Here is a 21,726-nt window from a genome sequence, read left to right as displayed (position 1 = left end):
CGGCAGGTTGGGATTTTGCACGAACGCTGGTTCCAAGTGGACGATCAAAGGGAGCAGGCGTGCCCGTGTCAGGCAGCATCATTTTTCGGGTACTGACTGGACTGGGCGTGCTCACGCCGTCGATAGCCGTTGCACAAATCACGAGTGACGGCCTGCTGCACGAAGCGATTGGCGCGCCGGAGAACTGGCATCTGTCCGGCAGCATCCGCGCCCGCTTCGAGGCGATCGACGGTCAGTTTCGCGAAGAGGCGGTCAACCGCGATCAGGTGCTGGCGCTGCGCACGACGCTGTTCGCAGAATATGACAGCGGTCCGGTTCGCGTCGGAGCCGAGTTTCACGATGCGCGCGCCTATTTTCAACGGCGTGGATCGTCGGTCGGCACCGATGTCGTCAACGCGCTCGAGTTTTCACAATATTATGTGCAGGGCGATCTTGGCGCGACATTGGGAGCCGGCACCATCAGCTATCTGAAGGCCGGTCGGATGACGATGCAGCTGGGATCGGAACGGCTCGTCGCACGGCAGGGATTCCGGACCTCGGTAACATCGTTCACCGGCGTGCGGCTGACGCGAGAGGGCGAGGATGGTCGCGAATTCGTCGCCTTCTGGACCATGCCGACGGTGCGGTTGCCGACCGGAACCACCGCGATCCGGCGCAACCGGCCGCAATGGGATCGCGAGAATACCGATCTCCAGCTGTTCGGCGCGTTCAATCGCATGCCGATTGGTGACACTACGCGGCTCGAAACCTATGCCTATGGCCTGATCGAACGCGGCGAAAGTCAGGCGGATCGTAGTGACCGACGACTGTTCACGCCAGGGGTGCGGTTGTTCGCCCGACCCGGCAACAGCATGACGTTCGAGGTCGAGGCAATGGCGCAGTATGGACGCGCCCGCGACGGCAGCCCGGACAGCGGCAAGCCGGTCGTGCCGGTCGAGGCATATGGCTTCCACGGCGACCTTGGCTATCGCTTCGCAGGCGGATGGAAGCCCGAGCTGACCGCCTTCCTCGATTATTACACGGGCAATCGGCGGGAGGGGCGGATCGGTCGGTTCGATACGCTGTACGGCGCCCGGCGGTTCGAGTTCGGCCCGACCGAATTGTTTGGCGCGGCGGATCGATCCAACATGCTTTCGCCCGGTGTTCGCCTGAAGACGTCGCCGGCGGGCGGCCTGTCAATAATGGGCGACTACCGCCTGCTCCGCCTCGCCAGCGCGGTCGACCGTTTCGGCAACAGCGATGTTCGAGACGCGACCGGACGCGCCGGACGCGACGCCGGGCAGCAAATGCAATTACAGGTCGAATATGATCTGGTGCCAGACGTGATCGCCTTCGATCTTGGCTATGCTCGCCTGTTCAAAGGGCGGTTCCTACGCGACGCCCCCAATGCACCAGACCCTCGTGACGTGAACTATGGATATGCCACAGTGATGGTGTCGTTCTGATGTATTGACCTTCGTTTGCGCTTGGCGAAGCCCTCATCAGACAGCTCAATTTTAGGAGGCATAGCGTCATCGCCTAGATAGCAAAGCTCCAACCAGATGGCTTCCCAAAAACGAAGGACGCGTGGGACAGCTGACGGCGGCAAGGTCCGCTCGATGGCAGCAAGGTCGCCATTTTCGCAGAATGTATTCCCGATAGGCTGTTCCCGAAACTACCCGGCGTCGATGCAGAAACGGGACAATCTATGGCCGTCTGTTCGACTTCCCGCTGGCAGGTGAAGTAGTTGGCAGACAGCGTGAGTGCGATGCTGCCTCTCGCGACCACGGCCGGCTGATTGTGAGCACACTGGCAGATAGGTTTAGCGCGAAGCGCTCGACAATTGCCGAGAGCGCAAGCCAAAAATGAGGCTTTCGCAATGAAGCGCTACTGTTGTTGCGAGCCGTTAAAGCTAGACCTCAATGGCAACTCCAGCGGCGACTTGGGCAGCAACCTCGGTGTACAGTTCTGTTCCTGGGGCTGCTCGAATACTCGCGATAAGGCTGTATCGTACCGCTTCACCGGCATGGCCTTTCGAAACATTCTCCCTCCACCAGCCACCTGTTGGGTAGACGATGATCGCGTCACGGGCGGCAAGCTCCGTCGCAGTGCCTTCCCAAATATCTGCGTGCAATGATCCTCTGTTTCGGAGTTGTGGACCGATAGTCCAGCCGACATCAGATGCCGCCCGCTTCGCAGGTCGAGCACCTGCCTCAGACGTTCGACGCCGGATGAAGGTGTCTAGTGATTCATCGGCATGCTTTAGATCAAACCGTAATCCATGGCTTGCATAGACGTGACGCCGAGACAATCCGCGCTCACCGGGATTCGGTTCAATAAAGTAGCTTAACGTTATTCGCAGTTGGACAAGCGCCGCTGGGTCGAGTGCGAGTAGTGCCTCACGCGGCCATGGAAGCCGGTGGACTGCCAACTCATCCGTGACCGCTTTCCCGCCCTTCATTTTGAATGGAACGATCGCGTCTTCCGTAATGACGGTTACATCGTGATCGAGGCTGCCGAGGGCGCGCACGAGGGAGGGAACGCCGAAGCCGTAGCGACGCACAAGAGCAGGCTTGCCAATGGTGGCCTGATTGGCACGCATAGCATCAGTCCACTCTGAGGAATGAACAATAAGACCGCGAACCGTCTCGGGCCACAGTGTCGGCTTTTCCGCCATGATCTGCGCCGCCATTCGGGCGGCAAGCGCGGTGGCCGCGCTGGTGTCACCTGTTGTGGTGAAAGGTCGCTCAGCGATCGTGCGGTAGGTGGTTAGTAAGGCGAGGTCATCAACATGATCGCCCTGCCCCGTCGCCGGATCGTGTCCAATGTTTCCGCCTTCGAACACGACATCTGGCTTCAAAGGCCATTCCCGAATCCAGCTCACGGAGGTCCGGCTGCGCGGCATGATGTCACCGGCGGCACCAAGCGCATTCCACCCGGCATAGGTTGGATCTGAGATGAGCGTGCGCTCGGTGTACGCTCCGACAGTCAGCGCATTCCACGCTTGGGCCGGGCTCTCGATCGGCATTGTATCGTTGCGTGCGGGATAGTCTGCCGCGACGATCGTCTCGCGAATATTGCCCGCGGCGACCGCAATGAAGCGCTGCACCTCGTCGCGACCAAACGTGATCGCATCTAGCTTCGCCGACCATGCTGATGGTCTGCCTCGGCCGTGATCGCCCAAGCTTGTAACCGCGAGACAGATAGCCCTTGGCCGACTTGGTGCAGCAATTTCTGCGCGTGCGATCGCCTGAGCAGTGATTGCACCATACAAGTCCGGGGCATTGGCGCCGTGGTCCGGCAGTATTTTGACGGATTCTAATCTGTGTCGGACGACGATCGGCCCCGTCCCGTCAAGCAATTCCATCAGGTCGCCGTACAGCGATGTTCCCGACATCTGCGTACCGTGACCCCCGTGACCCTGTGCGCTGACATCCTCAGTGTTCCAGGCGGCATCGAATGCTTGCTGATCGACAGGTAAAAGGTAGGGCTTGATCAAAGGATGGCTGATGGTTGTGCCAGAGTCTAGCAGGCATACCGCCGGGACTTCGCCATCTATCGGTACAAGGCGCTTCGCTAGGTCCGCGCTCCACGTTCGTTGCTCAGCACCATCCATGCCCATGAATAGAGAGGGCGTGTCTCGTGCAAGACGAAGCTCGGCAACGCTGTCGGTGTTGGCGATCACTCGTCCAAGCTGCTCAGGCGTACCTTTCGCGATAACTACATCACGTTCAGCGAACTCGAGGGTATGCTCGCGTGTGGCCATGCCAAGCGCCTGCGCGGCCTTGCCGAACGATCCCTTCGTTCCCTTGCGGACCCACACCTCCCACCAGGCATCGACGCCTGGAGCGGGAAACAGGTCGACTTGGTCTGTGTAAAAGGATCGAGCGACCGCTAAGCGAGCAGTGTCGATCGACGCGATAAGGCGCTGATTCTTAGGCTTACGACGCTCCTCGACGGAGCCGTCGTCGAGGGTTTTGTAGGTGACATTGTCGTCGTCACGATAGGCCGCAACTTTTTTGAGATAATAGTCCTTCTGCGCCTCAGGAACGAACACGGTTGCCGAAACCTGCCCCTCCTCCCCCGGGTGCACGTTCACTAGCTCGATCGGAAAACGGCCCTGCCGGTTCTCAAGCTTATCGACTATGTCCGCCTGACCCAACGGCAAAGTGAATTCGACATAGAAGCCCTTTTCGCCAGCAGCGATATTGGCGTCCCGGTTCGCGAGGACCGTCTCGCCTTGCTGCACGACCTCAGTCAGGGCTTGCGTTAGGGCATTTGCATGGCCGACCCGATCGCGCTGCGGCAGTTCACCGCCGCCATCACCACCAGCCTGGTAGGCTGTGTAACCTTGCCGAGCGCCTGTTCCCTGCAGGTAGATATGCGGATGCGGCCGCCCTTGTTCGTCTGCCATTGTTACCGACGAGACGCCGCCTTTCGCTCAGCGATCGCCGCAAGAAGATCCGTTGTCTCCACGCTGTCACGCCCAGCGAGCAACGCCCGCTTTGCTGCTTCGTCGGCGACACGGGCAACGTCCGCCTGACTTAGTCCATCGACCCCTTCCGTCGCGTCTTCCCAGGAGACGGGAGCCGTGTCGAAAGTTGATAGCCGACCCTCAAGGATCGCTCGGGCCACCTGCGCGTCCGGCAGGGCGTATTCAATCACGTCGTCGAAGCGTCGGAAGAGCGCGGGGTCCAGCAGCTCAGGATGGTTAGTCGCCGCAACGATCAAACCGTCGCTGTCGTCCTCTTCCAAAAACTGCAGGAAAGAATTTAGCACACGCCGGATTTCCCCGACGTCATTGCGCTCACCACGGCGTGCGCCGATCGCGTCGAACTCATCGAAGAAATAGACGCCTCTAGTTTCTGTCATCGCCGAGAAGACGGTGCGCAGCTTCGAGGCTGTCTCGCCCATAAACTTAGTAAGCAGCCCATCCAAGAGAACTGAAAATAATGGGAGCTTGAGCTCGCCGGCGATGGCTGCCGCCGTCATCGTCTTACCTGCTCCAGGCGGGCCTATGAGCAGCAGCTTGCGGCGTGGTTGCAAGCCATGCTGGCGCAAGCGGTTCACCTGCCGCTGCTCGAGGATTACCCGTTGAAGACGATCCCGCAGCTCTGCCGGGAGAACCATGCTCGAGAGCCGCGTATCAACATATTTGGCAGCGACCAGACTCGCCAGTTCGCCACGAGGCTGAACCAGGGGAACGGCGCGAGCGCGCGCTTTCGTCTTACCGCGAGCGCGGGCATCATCCACCATCTCGCGCAGCTGCTGGGCAACCTTGCCATGGCCAAGGCGCGCTTCATTAGCGGCCGCCTGCATCGCGACACTGAGAAACTGCTCGTCATCGCCATCGATGTGACTCTGCAGCAGTGCGACGAAATGAGTCGCCTTTGTCACGCTAGATCGCCTGTTCGATACCCCGTCATGCCTCATCTCGCGCTGTCTGTTTCGGCAACGCTCGGAAGACGTGCTTTGGTCGACTGCTCCCAAGTGGCAGCCGTTCTATCGTCGTTCCACCCTTGTGACAACGAGTTCCGCTACGTAGCCGCCGGGGAAAAGCACCGGCCTGGCAGCCGCCTCTGCGATATTCGCCATGCGAATGGTCAGGGCGTTCGTCATTCGCGTTGCCTTTGTGGTGCAATGGCGATGCTTGATAGATCTGTCGCTCGGTCGACCGGCACCCCGGCCTCTTTCCGTTCGGAATAGCGATCTACGAGCTGGGCCGTATGCGGACGCAGCAGCACTGTGAAGCGCGCCAGCTCTTCCATCACGTCCACGATCCGATCGTAATAGCTCGACGGCCTCATGCGGCCGGCGTCGTCAAATTCCTCGAATGCCTTGGCGACTGATGACTGGTTGGGGATCGTCACCATCCGCATCCAGCGGCCAAGCACGCGCAGCGTGTTGACGCTGTTGAACGACTGCGATCCGGCCGACACCTGCATGACCGCCAGCGTGCGGCCCTGGGTCGGGCGCATACCGCCCATCGAGAGCGGCAGGTGATCGATCTGCAGCTTCATGATGCCGGTAATCTGGCCGTGCCGTTCGGGGCTGCACCACACTTGCCCTTCTGACCACATCGACAGCTCGCGCAGTTCGTGGACGGCCGGATGATCGTCGCCGACGTGTTGATCGGGCAGCGGCAGGGTGGACGGATCAAAAATGCGGGTTTCGCATCCGAAGAACCGGAGCAGACGCGCCGCTTCCTCGACACACAGGCGCGAGTAGGATCGTTCGCGCAGAGATCCGTAGAGCAGAAGGATACGCGGCGCAGGATCGAGCGGGCCAAGCCCCAAGGCTGGCCGCTGGATGGCATAAGCAGGGTCGAGCGCTGGCAGGGTATCGGGATCAGCAACAGTGCGGAGCGGCATCAGAGGGCTTTCGCAAGATAAGAGGCCGAGGCGGGGCACAGAGACGTGAACTCGCGTGACGCGGCTACAGCCGGGGGCGCGGCATCGCGAACGGCGTCGGTATAGCCGAGCGCCCGGAAGAACGGTGCGGCCGTCGTCGTCAGCAGATGGAGGCGGCCGATACCAAGATCGCGGGCCTGTTGTTCGAGAGCGGCGACCAACGCCCGCCCCAGGCCATGCCCGCGATAATCACGCAAGATGACGATCGAGCGAAGCAGGCGATCGGTCCCCTGCCCCTCAAGGCCACCGTAACCGACGAGGCTATCGGCATCGAACCGAAAGAACATACGATCCGGCTCAGCAAGATCGGAGTTGGGCAGAGCAGCCATATCCAGAGCCTGCGCCAACCCGCCCAGCTCGCTAGATTCCAGTGGCGTGATGGTCAGTTTTGTCATGCGATGCTGATCCTGATCGCCAGCGCCGCGAGCGTGATGAGCAATACCGGCACGGTAAGCGTCACGCCGACGCGGAAGTAATAGCCCCATCCAATTCGCATGCCCTTTTGTCCCAGGACGTGCAGCCACAGCAGCGTGGCGAGTGAGCCGATCGGCGTCAGCTTGGGGCCGAGGTCGCAGCCGATCACGTTGGCGTAGATCATCGCTTCCTTGACCGTCCCTGTCGCGTGCGCGGCGTCGATCGACAGCGCGCCCACCAGCACGGTCGGCATGTTGTTCATCACCGACGACAGGACGGCCGCGATCACGCCCGTTCCCAGCGCCGCGCCCCACACCCCGCCTTGCGCGGTGCGGTCGAGCAGCGCCGCCAGATGATCGGTCAGGCCCGCGTTCCGCAGGCCATAGACGACCAGGTACATGCCGAGCGAAAAGATCACGACCTGCCACGGTGCGCCGCGCAGCACCTTGCGCGTCTCGATCACATGGCCCCGCCCCGCGATCACCAGCAGCAGGATCGCGCCGGTAGCGGCGACGGCGCTGACCGGCACGCCCAGCGGTTCAAGCAGGAAGAAGCCGGCGAGCAGCAGGGCAAGAACGATCCATCCGGCGCGGAAGGTCGCGGCGTCCCGGATGGCGGTACGGGGCGCGCGCAGCGCGGCCACATCGTAATCGCGCGGTATATCGCGCCGGAAGAAGATCAGCAGCGCGCCCAGCGTGGCGGCGATCGACACCAGATCGACCGGCACCATCACGGCCGCATAGTCGCCGAACCCGATCCGGAAGAAGTCGGCCGACACGATGTTGACGAGGTTCGACACGACCAGCGGCAGGCTGGCAGTGTCGGCGATGAACCCCGCCGCCATGACGAACGCCAGCGTCGCCTTGTCCTTGAACCCCAGCGCCCGCAGCATGGCGATGACGATCGGCGTCAGGATCAGCGCCGCGCCGTCATTGGCGAACAGCGAGGACACCGCCGCGCCGAGCAGCACGATAAGGACGAACAGCCGGCGACCATGCCCCCCGCCCCAGCGCGCGACGTGCAGCGCCGCCCATTCGAAGAACCCGGCTTCATCCAGCAGCAGGCTGATGACGATGATCGCAACGAACGCGGCGGTCGCGTTCCAGACGATGCCCCATACCACCGGCACGTCGGAGAGGGTGACGACGCCCGCGAGCAGCGCCACGACGGCCCCGCCCATCGCGCTCCACCCGATGCCGAGGCCCATGGGTTGCCAGATGACGAGCGCGAGCGTCGCGACGAAGATCAGGACGGCAAGAAGCATCAGGCGACGCGCTGGCCCGAAGCATCAACCACCTGTTCGCCGTCTTCCTTAGCGAACGCTGCAAGCTGGCCGCTCGGCAGTAGATCAAGGACGGCTTCGGAAGGGCGGCACAGCTTCACGCCGAGTGGCGAGACGACCAAGGGTCGGTTGATGAGGACGGGATGCGCCATCATCGCATCTATCAGCGCTTCGTCGGACAGCGACGTGTCGCCCAAGCCCAACTCAGCATAGGGCGTTCCCTTCTCGCGCAGCAGCTCGCGGGGTGTCATGCTGGCGCGGTCGATCATCTCGACCAGCAGCGCGCGCGCGGGCGGGGTTTTCAGATACTCGACCACATGCGGCTCGATGCCGGCATTGCGGATCATGGCGAGGGTGTTGCGGGACGTGCCGCACGCGGGATTGTGATAGATGACGATATCGACGGCCACGGGGCGTCCTTTCAGCAGCAGGGGGCTAGTTCGGCGACGAGCGGCGCGCACAGCTCCGCGTTGCCCGCGCAGCAATCCTTGACAAGGAAGAGCATCAGCGCGCGCAGGCCGTCTAGATCGGCGCGATAGATGATCGATCGGCTATGGCGTTCGGACCGGACCAAGCCAGCGCGGGCGAGAATGCCAAGGTGCGCAGACATGGTGTTTTGCGGCACGTCGAGCTGGCGGGCGATATCACCCGCAGCCATGCCGTCCGGCTCATGTCGCACCAGCAGGCGGAACACATCGAGGCGTGTCCCTTGTGCGAGCGCACCTAAGGCTGCGATAGCATCTGTGCTTTCCATATATCTAGCATAGCGGATATGTTACAAGCGGCAAGGTTATATCTGACCGCAAACGCCCCTCACCTTCCAAGCATCAACGTCGGAGGATTTTCGTCGGTGCCTTTTGGGTATACTTCTGGCAGACTGGCGCCCGACCGGTCCGTTTTTTGTGAAAAGACATTTCAAAAAAGACTGGACATCAACAGACCATTTATAAAGGACTGAAGCATGTTCGTTCGTGCCTATTTACGCGCATCGACCGCTGAACAGGACGCCACCCGCGCCCGCGCGGCCCTGGAGGCGTTCGCCGCTGCACATGGGTTCCGTATCGCAGCGCGCTATGTCGAACACGAAAGTGGTACTCGCCTTGCCAGGCCGGAGCTGTTCCGGCTGCTGGACGACTGCAGTCCGGGGGACGTGTTGTTGGTCGAGCAGGTCGATCGGCTATCCCGGCTCAGCGCGGCCGACTGGAGCAAGTTGCGATCGGAAATCGAGGCGCGCCAGGTCCGGATCGTGTCACTCGACCTGCCGACGTCCTGGAACCTGATTGCCACCCCCGACGACTTCACGGCCCGGATGTTCGCGGCGGTGAACGCGATGATGCTCGATGTCCTCGCCGCGGTCGCGCGCAAGGATTACGACGATCGTCGACGTCGGCAGGCCGAAGGTGTCGGCCGTGCCCGAGCCGCAGGTCTCTACAAAGGTCGCGTCGAGAACACCGCGCGTAATGCGTCGATCGCTCGGTCGTTACGAGATGGCCATAGCTGGCGTGAGATCATGACCGGAACTAGCTGCAGCCGGACGCTGCTCGCCAAGATCGCTCGCCGCCTGAAAGACGAACGAATGGCAGACGCCAAGGGCGTTGATCCGAGTGCTGTCGACGGGACCGTCTAAGCGACGGAATTCACTTTCAATCAGGCCTTCGATGTTTCCCGCTTCTCCGTCTCGACCAGTCAGTTTCGGGAAAGAGCAATCGGGAACACATTTCGAGAAAATAGGTGCTCGAAGTTTCCCTGCCCGGCACGGACATGGGCGCGACGAGGCGCACTGGTACGCCGCTCTGCAGCGCGGCGACGGCCTGATGCAACTGCAAGCCGGTCGATGTCTTAGGCTGTCCTACCGGCCGCTGAGCGTCGCTTACGACCAATGACGATCCAGAACCTCCTGAAGCGCTTTCTCGGCGTCCTCGCGAGACGCTCCGCCTTTGCTCAACAGCGTGAGGCGGACGCCCTTCCTATCAGCACCCTCGATCCGCAACACCGGCTTGCCGCCTTCGCTGGCGACGGTCTCCACCGAGCCTGACCTCTTGGGGGATCCTGACCTCTTGGGGGGGTCAGTAGCGATGCTAAGCGCCTTGATCACCTCGAGTACCGGCATCGGGGTTCCGGCCTCGTCCTGCGCCGCCCTGAGGCGCTGTGCCTCGCGAAACGCTCGCGTTCGCCGATCGTCCGGTTTCAGCAACGCCTTCAGCGCTATCGCATTGCGAATCCCGAGCTCCTGTGGCTGCTTGAATGCCACCATCAGCTCATCGGGAAGCCGCGCGAGATCAAGGTAGCGCGTCAGCCAGCTTTCGCTGACCTTCAGCCGCTCGGCCATTGTCTTCTGTCGGCCATCATAATAGGTGCCGAGCGCGCGTAGATAGTCCTTTGCCCGCTCCAGATCGGTGAGATCGTCGCGCGCCCGGTTTTCGATGTCGGCAAGGCGAAACGCCTCCTCGTCGCCGATTTCACGCACGTCGATCAGGAACTTGAATTCGGGATAGTTGTGCGAGCGAAGCCAACTGATCGTCCAATGCCGACGCGCGCCGCAGATCACCTCGAAATCATAGTCCGGATCGCCACTGACGCGCCGCACGATTGCCGGCATCTCCTGGCGCCCTTGCGCCTTCATGCTCTCGATCAGATCCTCGCAGCGTTGCTCGCTGAGCAAGCTGTACTCGCGATTATGCCCGACCCACATTCGGCATCGTGCCGGGTCGACAAGTTCGTGGGTGCGGCTCACGACCGTGCCAGAGGTCAGTTCAGCCAGGCGGTTCGATCGACCGGTCAGCACATTCGTCGCTATACTGGGTCGACGGGGCGCTGCCTCGCTGGTGAGATCGATCCCCGCTGTGAGATCGGCGGCGAAGCCGCTGTTCTTTCTGCTCATGAGAGCCTCCCTTCCCCCCAAATTGCACGCGTGCAACTCCTGTCCTGATGGCAAATTGCACGCGTGCAATTATCCCGCATCATGCTAACGCCTCTTGGCGGAGTCGCTTCTGGTGGCTTGGCCACATCAACCGGATATCCACCTCGATTTCCGAATTCACACCATCCAGATATGCCAGGCAGCGGTTGCGCACCGCCGAACTCGTCGCGGGCCCGTCAAGCTCATAGACGGTCATGAGACGCGCAGTCGCGTTGTCGATCTCGGCTGAATCCTTGAGCGGGGTTCGGACCATCGCATGCCCGAACAGCGTCCGCATCAGGTTCAGCAGTTCCTTCTGCATCGATTTGTTCTCGTCGACCTTCGACGCCACGAAGCGTAAAAACCGTAGTTCCGGTGCTAATCCGCGCTCGGCCAGCTGCTCGATTGTCTCGTCCAACATCGACAGAAACGCCGCTGTCGACGAGAAATCCATGACGGTCGGCGGAACAGGAACAACCAGCGAATTTGCGGCCCGGAGAACGGAGAGCGAAATCGCGCCGAGGGCAGGCGGCGGATCCATCACGATTACGTCGAAGCGGTCGGAGATGCTCTCAATGCCTTCGCGAAGCCGATCGAGCAGGGCCCCGCTGCCTCGTGCCATACGCGCCGCAAGCTCGTATTCGGACTGGAACAGCCGCAAGTTCGCCGGGATCAGCTCCAGCCCATCGAAATGGGTCTTCCTCAGCGCGTAATCGAGTGAAGACCGCTCACTCTCACGAAGGAATGGGTACAGCGTATCGTCCTCGGTCAGATCGAGGTCCGGCACATAGCCGAACAACGTCGTGGCGGACGCCTGGCTGTCGCAATCGATCAACGCGACCCGGTATCCACGAATCGCGAGATATTGGGCGAGGTGGACCGCGAGCGTCGATTTTCCCACCCCGCCCTTGAAGTTCTGGACGGCGACGACGCAGCAGGGATCTTCCGGACTGCGATAGGGTCGCGTTCCGAAGACGCCACGCATATCGTTGAGCTGGGCTAGCGTGTAGCGCTCTCTGCGATTGTTGTCGGTTCTGGCAGGTTCGGGAAGCCGCCCATCCTTCTCGGCGTCGCGAATCGCCGCGGCAGTTCGGCCGACAAGTTCGGCGGCTTTGCTAATTGTAAAAGTGGGCTCCCGCCGGTCATCGGCACGTGCGCTGCGGGCGGAATCGCGCAGTCTCTCCAACACGGTGGACGTTCGGTTCGCCAGCGTCGCAACCGACACGAGGCGATCGGCATCCTCTAGCTCAAGACTGTTCGACACGGGCCCACCTTTCGAAATCGGAGCTACGCTACACTCACTTGCGCTTTTCGGTCAATAAACTCGCGGATTTCGAAAGTGCGGCGCTTAGTTTGGCGGCTGCGGTGACCGAGTTCTGCCTATCCTGACTCGGTGGGGGATCACCGGAATTGCACGCGTGCAATTCGCTTTAGGCGCGGCCCCGCCGGGTCACCCAGCTTTCGCAAAAACCCTTCCATGCAGCCGCCAATTTGGCCCCCCGCAATTTGGTCAGCCGCTCGCCCATATGATCGCGAAAGCCCGACGCGATAAGGTCAACGTCCCAGCCGCCGCCGTAAGACCGGCCGATCGAAAAAAGATCGTCATAACCGAACCGGATCGAGCCTGACGGGAACGTCTGTGTCTCGCCAGTCGGCTTGTCCGCTGGCTTTGCCGGAGCCGCCAAAGCGTCCTGCCCGACCGTCACCGTCTCGATTGTCCCATCCCGACGCTGCTTGCGGCCGGTTGAATGACGATCGAGCTCCCCGATGGTCTCGATGACCTCGGGAGCGCCTTTTGGCTCGAACCGGAATTCGATCTCCGCGACCGTGCGACCCTGCCGAATCTCCCGCCAATCCACGCGAAAATGGGCAAGTTGGTCGATCTCGGCCTTGGCCTTCTCCAGCACTTTGCGCCGCAACTGCGCGAAGTCCGTGTAGACATCCGGAGGAATACCCAATGCAGCTCGAAGCGCCGCCATATCGCCCTTCCAGGTCGCCTGCCGCCGATGCAGACGCAAAGCGCCCAATTCGTAAAGGCGCAGCGCGTAGTTCGACCGAAACCCCAGCACAGCCTGCCGATTGAGCACCGCATAGGTCTCAGATGCCTGAATCAGCTTGCGCGCGTCGGCGGTGAACTCCCACTCGATCCAACCCGCCTGCCCGCCATCTTCCTCCGTCTCCTCTTTCGACCGTGAGATCAGCGAGAAGAGTGTCGTCGCCTTTTTCCCCCGCCACGACCTGTCATCGACGGCGAACAGCGTGCGGTGAAGCTCCTGGAGCATTTCCGTAATGCGCTCGTTTCCCTTATGGCCGCGGCGAATATCTGCCTTGCGCATCCGGTGGGGACGGTCTTCCCAGGCATCGCCACCAGCCGTCAGGATCATTAGCGCCAACAACCGCGAGGCCGTCAGGCTGAGCGACTCGCCTTTTACGAATTTCACCTCGATAATCGAGCCTGGCTTGACGAATTCGTCGCCACCTTTCAGCCGCAGCGCCGCAGCGACGCGCATCGACCGACCAGGCAATGCTTCCTCGATCGTTTCCTGATGTGCCACCGTTAGTTGGCCAGCGTCGTTTTCCATGCCATGCTGCGATCGAAGTTAAATCGTGGGAACATGATTGTTGCCTGACCTGACCTCCTCCGTCAAGTCAGGTCAGGTCAGGATCATCAGCGTGGCGGATACCCCCAATCGGTCAGGACAATAGAATTGCTGCGCTGCGCAAAACTCAGCGATTTGCGCCGGGTCGTACCGGTCCATAGATTGGTCTGCGGGAACGGGTATTTCCGATGGTCCGCACCCCAATATCTATCAACAAACTGACCGTACGGCGTCGATTATCGGCCGGCCCCCAACCGGTCAGGAATGCCCCGGCTGGTCAGGTCAGTTCCCCCGTCCGGACAGGCTTCGGCCCCCGATCGGTCAGCCACCCCCCCCCAGGCGGTCAGGCAAATGCGCGCAACCCACTGAGATGCAACCATTTTTCGGTCGCGAATCTGAATCACTTAGAATCACGAATCCTTCCGCTGCGAGCAGCGGCATTTTTCTAGATTGATTCTTGAAGGATGTAGCGACCGAACCGAGCCCGGTCGGACAAATGCCGCATGACAACCCAAGACCCCAGAGAGAGCAAGAAGAGAGGGGGCAAACGTCCCGTCTCAATCCATGCCGCCATCCTCGCCGTCCAACACCTGAGCCAGCAACGCCACCGGATCGACGCCGAGCGCGCGCGTGACCGCGACATATTCATCGACCGCCAGCATTCGTTCGCCGGTCTCGTAACGCGACACATAGGCCTGCTGCCAGCCGAGCCGCTTCGCCAGATCGACCTGCCGCAGCTTCGCGTCATGCCGCGCCTGGGTCAGCGCGGCGACGATGCGCGCATGAAGTTCGGGTAGGGCAGGGGAAACAGGCATGACAGCGCACTAGCGCGGGTTGATGAGAATGCGGAAAGCGTATATCCTCGCGCCATCGTCACAAGGAGGCCGCACCTCATGGGACTGTACAATCGCATCACGTCGTTCTTCGATGACTGGCACACGTCCATCGCAGGATCCGCAGCGGGTGATACCCCGACGATCAACCCCGCCACGGGGCTACCGATGACCGGCGGGGTCGACGTTGCCGGCAACCCGTTCGGCACCGATCTGTCCAGCTACGGTCACGATAGCTGGCATCACGATCCGCATCGTGCGGGATCGTCGTTCGACGATCATTACAGTGGCGGGCACGATCCGTTTCCAACCGGCGTGGGAGGCGGGCATGACCCTTGGCGTGACTGATGTGGTGCCGTGGTTCGACCGGCTGCTGGCACGCTTCGAGGTCAGCCGGCTGGCGGTGGTGCCGTTCAGCATCTCGCTGTTCGCTGCGCCGCTCAGCTGGCTGATTCCATCGCTGGCACTGTTCGGCGGCAGACGCGCCGCGATCCTGGCGATGGCTCTTTTTACCGTCTGGCTGGTACCGGTCGGACTCGAGCAGGCGCGGGGCTGGTGGCTTGGTCGCCACCCCTATGCCTCGCCACGCTGGCTGCGCGGCGTCCGTGCCGCGGTCGGTGAAGCGGTGTTCGCGGAAGCGTTGACGCACCTCACCATCCTGCACGGTGATGACCCCGGCTACCGGATCGAACGCGGCCATCTGGCCAATGCGGTGCAGATAGCGTGGAACGCGAGGCGCAAGGGTAGGCTGCGGGCCGAAGGTGTTCGTCTCGACGATGCCGCGAGACAGGTATGACGATTTCGCGATCGTACCGTCCCGGCGACCTCGTCGGTATCAGGGTGTCCGGGTGTCCGGCGGAAGCAGCGACTCCCCCAACCTTGCGACCGAGCAGACCGTCGCGTTCGGTGTGCTTGATCCGCACCGGGTCGTGACGCTGCTTCGCGCAGCCGATGCTGCGGCGTTCTTCACGCGCGAGGAGCCTCGCAGCCGGGCTACAGGCTCCGATAGCCGGACCTGGCACATGCAGCTATGCCATGGTGGCAGAGTGCGCCTGCTGGCCTTTCCGGAGCCGTTCCTAGACCCTGCGGTGGCCGTGCTTATCAGGTTGGCCCGCGCCTGCCTTTCCGCGCGCCGCACGATGGGGATCGAGGACGTGCCGCACACGCCTCGCGACGCTGTCGCGGCCTCGCCGGTTTCATCAGAAAGTGCCGCGTTCAACCACGAGGTTGACCCGGCCGCCGATCGGCAAAACGAGCATCCAGGGGACGGCATCGTCTGCGGCGTTTCGGGATGGTTCAGCCCCCACGGTGTGCGATACCACGAGGATGTCCGGTCGGTGTCGCAGATCGCGCCGGCGGACTGGTCGGCGCTGCTCGATCATGCCGATGCGATCGACTTCTTCAACCGTCCCGAACCGGCACCGGCGGGGCCGTCTGACCGCATCTTCCATCTCGCCATCACCGCCGCAAACCGTCACCGCGAACTCGCGGTCAACGACCCCTTCGACACGCCCGGGCTTGCCCATCTGATCGCGCTGACCCGGCGCGCCGTGCGCGACCGTCAGGTGCTGTCACCTGAGACGTTGGATGACGTACAGTTCGCCGCTTTAGCGACGGCATGGCTGGACGCGCAAGCGGCCGATCCCGACGACGATCCGGGCCGCTGGCTAACAGGATAAATGCATGACTGATGATCACCGCGACCGGATGCCTGAGACGCCGCTACTGCACGACGGAGATCCGCTTCGCGGCCCCTCGGCGAGCATCCTCGACGCCCTCGACATGGCGGGTGTCGGGGAGATCGAGATCAAGTTCGAACGACCGCCCAGCCAGCCGCGTCCCGCCACATTCGACCGATCGATCGACAGACCGGATGGCGGGGGTGCCCGGATAATCCGGGCAGATATGGTCTACTGGCCGGCTGTCACGCCGGCCCAAGGCTCTGCGGGATGCCAAAAACGATGTCGAGGTCACCAAATCGACCAGTGACGCCATCAGAATGAGCAAGGGGTAGGGGAGCACACCTGATGCACCCTGGCGGGTGCGGAAAAGCGTCGAAAAACAAGGGCTACGGCTAAACGGTCCATACTCCGCTCTGTGCGTGGACCACGTGGACCAACCACTGGACAGAGCAGATACTCTGAGGTTTCCGGCAAATAATCAGACAATGCTCTGCTCACATGCTTGTGTGCCGGGATGACGCAATGCACGGTCGCCGGAAGGGGAAAACGGGGGTATCCATGGCGCGCGTACCGATCACGGTCTATCTGCTACCGGAGCAGCTGGCAGGCATCGAACGCCGCGCCGCGCAGGTCGGCAAACAACGCAGCGCTTGGGTGGCGGATACGCTGGTGCGGGCGCTCGACGACGAACTGCTGCCGCTCGACGAGATCCTGCTCGACCAGCTGACCAAGCTACGCGCAGGGCTGGAGACGATGGTCGAGGCGCAGGCCGGACGTGGTCCCGAGGCCAAGGCCAGGCTCGCCGACATGCGGCAGCGCGGGCGCGATTTGGCGGCGCGGATGCAGGCCGAGGCGCGCGAGCGGTTGCGGCGATGAGCGAGCCCAGGCGCCTGCGCATCGACGTCTCGAACGAAGCTCACGCGCAGCTTGAAACAGAGGCACGCCGACAGGGTATCACGGTACGTGATCTGATCGACCAGATCGTCCGCGACTTGACGGAGCATCGCGGTCAGGCAGATGCCGCGGTTCGCCATCAGCGCGGTGCGCAGCCGACCCTGTCGGACGAGCCGGAACCAGGCTCGCCGGAGGACAGCGCCAGGCGCATCGACGCACTTATCAAGCGGGTGACGGACGATGTACCGAAAGCGATCGAGACGGTGCGGCAAAGCAGCGGAACCGGGCATCTGCGCGACATGCTCGGCAAGCAGGATGCGGCGCAGACCCAGCGGCTCGCCGCGATGCAAACCGCCCAGCAAACCGCGCAGAATGCGCAGACGCTGTTGCTCGAGAACGGCAACAGGGAACTGGCCAAAAAGATCGATGCCCTGAAAGATGAGATGGTCCTTTTACGCGACTGGCACAAAGGCCGGCGCTGGGCTTTTGCGGCGGGTGTGTTGAGCACATTAACAGGTCTCGTGGCGTTAGCCTTTGTGCTGGCTGGCACCCCACTGGCGCGTTGGCTGGCGATCCGGCTGGTGGGTGAGACGACTACCGTCGGTGCCGCCTACGCACTCGCCGGCGACGACCGGGCGACAGGTGGGCTCATGGCCCAGACCAAGGCGCTGCTCGACGACCCGCAATTCCGCTCCGACTACACGCGTTGCACGACGCATACGCGGGAGGTGAAGCGCCGGTTCAACTGCCGGATGTCGATGCCGCCGTACGTGCCGGGGAAGCTATGACCGTCCGCCCCGCCGGTCTGGCCGGAGGTGGTGACGCAGCGGCCTATTATGCCGCAGACAACTACTATACCGGCGAGCAGGAAGGACCCTCCGCCTGGGGCGGGGAGGGGGCGGCCGAACTCGGACTTGCCGGCCATGTCGACGGTGATGCTTTCAACGCCGTGCTGGACGGCCGGCTGCCGGGCGGCGTGGTCATCGCAGCCGGTGGCGACGGCACGCGCAATCCCGGCTTCGACCTCACTTTCAATGCGCCTAAATCGGTATCGCTGGTGGCGCTGATCGGCGGTGACGCGCGCGTCGTCGCAGCACATGCCAGAGCGGTATCCGCGACGATGGCATGGGCAGAGGCACGGTTCGGACAGGCGCGTTCGAGCAAGGGCGGCGAGACCCTGCAGCCGGCACGGATGGTCTATGCGCTGTTCCAGCACGATCTCAGCCGCAAGCTCGATCCGCATCTTCACACCCACGCCGTGGTGGTCAACGCGGGGCTGCGTGCTGATGGGTCATGGGTGGCCCTCAACAACCGCCCCTTGTGGAAGCAGTCGGCGCTGATCGGTGCTGCCTATCATGCCGAGTTGCGGCTCGAACTGGGCAAGCTCGGCTATGAGACCGAGATCAACGGCAAGCACGGCCAGTTCGACATCCTCGGTATCCCTCGCGACGTGATCGAGACGTTCAGCGTCCGGCGCGAGGAGATCCTGCAGAAGGCAGCCGAACTCGGGCTGACCTCGCCGCGGGCGATGGAGCAGATCGCTACTCGCTCTCGTGACGCCAAGCAGGCGGGCGACGCGCAGGCGGCGCGCGCGCTGTGGGTGCAGAAGGCGGTGGTGCACGGGCCGGCGATCCACGGCGTGACGCAGGCCGCGCACGATATGGTGCGACCGCGTTCAGCGCTGGCGGCGGTACGCGACTGGGGGGCCGCTTTGGTGGAGCGGGTCACGCGTGGGTTCGGGCCCAGCCCCGAGCCGCTGCTGCGCGGTCTGGACGATGCCCGCCGTGGCGGCGATCTCGCCAGTGCCTATGCGGTCGCGGCGGGCGTCCGACACCTTGGTGAGCGGGCGGCGAGCTTCGAACACCGTGATGTCCTCACCGCCAGCCTCGCCATGGCGGAAAAGGGGGCGACCGTACGCGGGATAGAGGCGCGGATCGATGCCCTGCGGCAGGCTGGTGTCCTGATCGCGGGGCCTCGTGGCAGTGTCCATGCCGACCGCCTGACGACGCGCGACATGCTCGCGACCGAGAAGACGATCCTGTCTGCGGTGCGCGCCGGTGTCGGCACCGCCGCACCACCGATGGCGACAGGCATGGCGGATGCGGCGCTGTCCCGCGTGGCGGGGGCGCACGGGGTGACGCTGGCAGGCGAGCAGCGGCAGGCGGGGTTGGCGATGCTGGCCGGCACCGACCGCATCCAGCTGATCCAGGGTGATGCCGGCAGCGGCAAATCCTTCCTTTTCGAGACGGTCAGCCGGGCGGGCGCGGAAGGCGGGGTGGGGCTTCTGGTGCTGGTGCCGCAGAACAAGCTGATGGAAGAGATGGCCGGGCGCGGGCTCGAGATGCGTTCGCTCGCATCGGTGTTGCAGGCGCACGGTCGCAGCGATGGTCGCGCCCGTGCGAGCGAGGCGCTGTCCACACTGATGGCGGGCAAGATCGTCGTGCTGGAGGAGGCCTCGATGGTGTCGTCGCGTCAGCTTGCCGGGCTGATCGATGTGGTGCGGGCAGGCGGGGCGGCGAAACTGGTCATGGTCGGCGACGTGAGGCAGATCGCGTCGCCCGGGGCGGGGCGACCGTTCGCGTTGCTGCAGGAGGCCGGCATGCCGACGGTGCGCCTCGCCGAAAACCGCCGCCAGCAGACCGATACGCTGCGCGAGGCTGCCTTGCTGGCTCGCGAGGGCCGCATCGGCGACACCGTGGCGTTGCTGGGCGACCGGGTATGCGAGAGCGCCGATCCGGCCGCGGCCGCGGTTGCGGAATATCTCGCTCTGCCGCTTGGGGAGCGTGAACGCACCGCGCTGCTGACCTCCGGGCATGTGCTGCGCGAGGCAGTGCTCGGCGCGGTGCGGGACGGACTGATGGCCGAAGGTCTGCTCGGCCCAGATGCCGTCACGCTCAGGGTCTGGGACAATCTCAACCTGACCCGCGAGGAACTGCGCCAGTCGCGGCACTGGGCCGAGGGCATGCGGCTTGACATCTACCGGCATCAGGCCGGACTGGTACCGGGCGCGTACACGGTCGGCGCGACCGAGCGGGGGACCGGGATCGTCCGGCTCGATCGTGACGGGGATACCCGACGTTTCGATCCGCGCAGCCTGCACCATGCCGGGCAGGGGGCCGCGCTAGCGGTGCCAGGCGTAATCGAGGTACGCGAGGGTGACCGGCTGGTCTTCACCGGTACCGACAAGGCGCGCGGGATGACCAACGGCACCGCAGTCAGGCTCGACCGGATCGAGGGCGGCACGCTGCATCTGTCAGGTCGCGACCGCGACCATGTGATCGCGCCGGACGATCCGATGCGCGAGCGGCTCGGGCACGGCGCGGTGCTCAACATGCACCGGGCGCAGGGGATCACCGTCGACCGGGCGATCACGGTCATGGACAGCCACGACCGCCTGCTCAACAGTCAGAGCCTGTACTATGTCCTTCAGACCCGGGCACGCGAAGACATGACGTTGCACACCGACGACCGGGTGGCTTTGGTCGCGGCGATCGAGGGCCACCGTGGCGATGTGCCGCACGCGCTCGATCTGGCACCCGAACTGTCGCCGTCTGGCGGGGAACGTTTTGATCCGACAACGGGTGAACTGGCCCCGGCAGGAATTGTGGCAGAAAGTGCCGAGAGCAGGGACGTGCGCCTGCTGGATGCGATGAGCGCCGCCTTGCAGGCGATCGGAAAGGAAGAGATCGTTGCGGTGCCGGTCCTGCTCGTGCCCGAACCGGTCGCGATCGTGCAGGTCGAGCCAATCGCACCGAGCCGTAAGGAGCTCGAGATCGAGATATCTCGCGACTTTGACATGGACATGTAGTTCTAGCTACCTCCTCCCGATCGGGGCAAGCGCGCCCATGATCGCCGACCTTGGCCTGCCCGCTTCGGCTGATGCCTGGATTGAGGAGCGTGCGGCCAGCGGCTCGAAAAGGTGGCCAGCAAGCAGAGCGGCGAGAAGACCGCGGCGAGCGACGTCACTACGCCGAGCACGGTGGCGGTCGCTCCCGTCGGCGAGGCGCGGATCCAGCTGCCTGACCCGCGTGTGAGTGAGATGGCGGCGATCCGGGACTATGCCCATGCCTTCATCGCGGTGGAGACCGCGCACCAGCAGCGCGAATGGCCGGACCGTGACGACGTCCGCGCCATGCGTGCCGGGGCTGACCGGCTGACCAACTGCGGCTGAACGGCGCCGAGGATGTCAGGACGGTGCTCGATCGCAGTCCTGAGCTTGGCCGTAACACCGCAGGTGGTCGGACCCAGCCGGCGTGGCGGGCCTGGATCGATGAAGGGCAGGCGCGGGCGGCAGCGGCGCCGGCTATGCCGCGCGCTTCGTTGCCGACTGGCGGGCCGCCTCGGCTGAGCTTGCCACCGCCAGCGGCGATGACGCCGGCTTCCAGCTGCACCGAAAGCGACCAAAGAAGCTCGCGGGCGAGGCGGGGGGATAAGCGCGTAATTCGGGGTCGCAACGCGGTGGGGGCTGGCCTGGGGCGGCGGGTCGCTGCCGCCTCGATCGACCGCCTGGCGGCCGCCCTGCGCACCACCTGCGGCACTTCAGCTACGGTCAGGCCGAATACAACGGCCCGGCGATCGTCGGCATTGATCCGGGGGTAGCATTGCCACCCCCGGGTGCATCTCACTCGGCGGTACCGAGCGTCTCCTTGGCGGCATCGAGGGCGGCCTTGCCGCCACGCTTCGCCTTGGGCGCGGGCTTCTCCGCGCCTTCCACCTTCTGGCCCGGCTTGCGG

At 63.5% G+C, this 21,726-nt stretch carries 21 protein-coding genes; 10 read left to right on the top strand and 11 right to left on the bottom strand.

Annotated elements, in window-relative coordinates; genetic code table 11:
- Positions 1 to 59: 59 nt before the first annotated feature.
- The gene (locus ABD719_RS15190) at positions 60 to 1,445 is read left to right on the top strand and encodes an alginate export family protein (RefSeq protein ID WP_344694224.1); all 1,386 of its coding nucleotides are present in this window, start codon (positions 60 to 62) and stop codon (positions 1,443 to 1,445) included.
- A gap of 446 nt (positions 1,446 to 1,891) precedes the next feature.
- Here the strand turns inward: ABD719_RS15190 and ABD719_RS15185 are convergent, their stop codons facing one another.
- From ABD719_RS15185 to ABD719_RS15155, 7 genes are all read right to left on the bottom strand, one after another.
- Entirely contained in the window at positions 1,892 to 4,393 is a 2,502-nt protein-coding gene (locus ABD719_RS15185; protein ID WP_344694223.1) for a S8 family peptidase, read from the bottom strand.
- Positions 4,394 to 4,395: 2 nt separating this feature from the next.
- On the bottom strand, positions 4,396 to 5,376 hold the full coding sequence (locus tag ABD719_RS15180; protein ID WP_344694222.1) for an AAA family ATPase: 981 nt from the start codon (positions 5,374 to 5,376) through the stop codon (positions 4,396 to 4,398).
- Positions 5,377 to 5,594: 218 nt separating this feature from the next.
- Positions 5,595 to 6,350, bottom strand: a complete 756-nt coding sequence (arsH, locus tag ABD719_RS15175; protein ID WP_344694221.1) for an arsenical resistance protein ArsH — start codon at positions 6,348 to 6,350, stop codon at positions 5,595 to 5,597.
- Positions 6,350 to 6,784 carry an arsenic resistance N-acetyltransferase ArsN2 gene (arsN2, locus tag ABD719_RS15170; protein WP_344694220.1) on the bottom strand — a complete coding sequence of 145 codons (435 nt, stop codon included), beginning with the start codon at positions 6,782 to 6,784 and terminating at the stop codon, positions 6,350 to 6,352. The genes arsH and arsN2 overlap by 1 nt, the downstream gene beginning before the upstream one ends.
- Positions 6,781 to 8,067: an arsenic transporter gene (locus ABD719_RS15165; RefSeq protein ID WP_344694219.1), complete on the bottom strand. Its 1,287-nt coding sequence runs from the start codon at positions 8,065 to 8,067 to the stop codon at positions 6,781 to 6,783. The genes arsN2 and ABD719_RS15165 overlap by 4 nt, the downstream gene beginning before the upstream one ends.
- Positions 8,067 to 8,495, bottom strand: coding sequence for an arsenate reductase (glutaredoxin) (arsC, locus tag ABD719_RS15160; protein ID WP_344694218.1), 429 nt, complete (start codon positions 8,493 to 8,495; stop codon positions 8,067 to 8,069). Before arsC ends, ABD719_RS15165 begins: the two co-directional genes overlap by 1 nt.
- Before the next feature lie 11 nt (positions 8,496 to 8,506).
- The gene (locus tag ABD719_RS15155) at positions 8,507 to 8,839 is read right to left on the bottom strand and encodes an ArsR/SmtB family transcription factor (protein WP_344694217.1); all 333 of its coding nucleotides are present in this window, start codon (positions 8,837 to 8,839) and stop codon (positions 8,507 to 8,509) included.
- A gap of 207 nt (positions 8,840 to 9,046) precedes the next feature.
- Between ABD719_RS15155 and ABD719_RS15150 the strand changes: the two genes are divergently transcribed.
- A complete protein-coding gene (locus ABD719_RS15150; protein WP_344694216.1) occupies positions 9,047 to 9,712 on the top strand; it encodes a recombinase family protein in 666 nt (221 codons plus the stop codon).
- 243 nt (positions 9,713 to 9,955) lie between these two features.
- Here the strand turns inward: ABD719_RS15150 and ABD719_RS15145 are convergent, their stop codons facing one another.
- The 4 genes from ABD719_RS15145 to ABD719_RS15130 all read right to left on the bottom strand — a co-directional run bounded on the left by ABD719_RS15145 (position 9,956) and on the right by ABD719_RS15130 (position 14,399).
- Positions 9,956 to 10,966 carry a ParB/RepB/Spo0J family partition protein gene (locus ABD719_RS15145; protein ID WP_192129470.1) on the bottom strand — a complete coding sequence of 337 codons (1,011 nt, stop codon included), beginning with the start codon at positions 10,964 to 10,966 and terminating at the stop codon, positions 9,956 to 9,958.
- Between the two features lie 79 nt (positions 10,967 to 11,045).
- Entirely contained in the window at positions 11,046 to 12,248 is a 1,203-nt protein-coding gene (locus tag ABD719_RS15140; protein ID WP_192129468.1) for an AAA family ATPase, read from the bottom strand.
- A gap of 166 nt (positions 12,249 to 12,414) precedes the next feature.
- Complete coding sequence (locus tag ABD719_RS15135) at positions 12,415 to 13,566, bottom strand: replication initiation protein (RefSeq protein ID WP_344694215.1); 1,152 nt, start codon at positions 13,564 to 13,566, stop codon at positions 12,415 to 12,417.
- 575 nt (positions 13,567 to 14,141) lie between these two features.
- Entirely contained in the window at positions 14,142 to 14,399 is a 258-nt protein-coding gene (locus ABD719_RS15130; RefSeq protein WP_344694214.1) for a helix-turn-helix domain-containing protein, read from the bottom strand.
- A 78-nt stretch (positions 14,400 to 14,477) separates the two neighbouring features.
- Here ABD719_RS15130 and ABD719_RS15125 point away from each other — a divergent pair, with 78 nt between their 5' ends.
- The 8 genes from ABD719_RS15125 (at position 14,478) to ABD719_RS15090 (ending at position 21,164) form a co-directional block, all read left to right on the top strand.
- The gene (locus tag ABD719_RS15125) at positions 14,478 to 14,765 is read left to right on the top strand and encodes a hypothetical protein (protein WP_344694213.1); all 288 of its coding nucleotides are present in this window, start codon (positions 14,478 to 14,480) and stop codon (positions 14,763 to 14,765) included.
- Complete coding sequence (locus ABD719_RS15120) at positions 14,746 to 15,213, top strand: hypothetical protein (protein WP_344694212.1); 468 nt, start codon at positions 14,746 to 14,748, stop codon at positions 15,211 to 15,213. The genes ABD719_RS15125 and ABD719_RS15120 overlap by 20 nt, the downstream gene beginning before the upstream one ends.
- A 52-nt stretch (positions 15,214 to 15,265) precedes the next feature.
- A complete protein-coding gene (locus tag ABD719_RS15115) occupies positions 15,266 to 16,096 on the top strand; it encodes a hypothetical protein (RefSeq protein WP_344694211.1) in 831 nt (276 codons plus the stop codon).
- Positions 16,097 to 16,100: 4 nt separating this feature from the next.
- Positions 16,101 to 16,406 (top strand): hypothetical protein, encoded by a 306-nt coding sequence (locus tag ABD719_RS15110; protein ID WP_344694210.1) that lies wholly within the window; start codon positions 16,101 to 16,103, stop codon positions 16,404 to 16,406.
- 251 nt (positions 16,407 to 16,657) lie between these two features.
- Positions 16,658 to 16,975 (top strand): hypothetical protein, encoded by a 318-nt coding sequence (locus ABD719_RS15105; RefSeq protein WP_344694209.1) that lies wholly within the window; start codon positions 16,658 to 16,660, stop codon positions 16,973 to 16,975.
- Entirely contained in the window at positions 16,972 to 17,781 is an 810-nt protein-coding gene (locus ABD719_RS15100; RefSeq protein ID WP_344694208.1) for a hypothetical protein, read from the top strand. Before ABD719_RS15105 ends, ABD719_RS15100 begins: the two co-directional genes overlap by 4 nt.
- Positions 17,778 to 20,801, top strand: coding sequence for a MobF family relaxase (mobF, locus tag ABD719_RS15095; protein WP_344694207.1), 3,024 nt, complete (start codon positions 17,778 to 17,780; stop codon positions 20,799 to 20,801). Before ABD719_RS15100 ends, mobF begins: the two co-directional genes overlap by 4 nt.
- Before the next feature lie 111 nt (positions 20,802 to 20,912).
- Positions 20,913 to 21,164: a hypothetical protein gene (locus ABD719_RS15090; RefSeq protein ID WP_192129443.1), complete on the top strand. Its 252-nt coding sequence runs from the start codon at positions 20,913 to 20,915 to the stop codon at positions 21,162 to 21,164.
- Positions 21,165 to 21,726: the final 562 nt, after the last annotated feature.

Origin of the sequence: Sphingomonas cynarae (assembly GCF_039537815.1) — a bacterium.
Taxonomy (GTDB): domain Bacteria; phylum Pseudomonadota; class Alphaproteobacteria; order Sphingomonadales; family Sphingomonadaceae; genus Sphingomonas; species Sphingomonas cynarae.
Note: the sequence above shows the minus strand (reverse complement) of the source record. Positions and strands in the feature narration are given on the sequence as shown.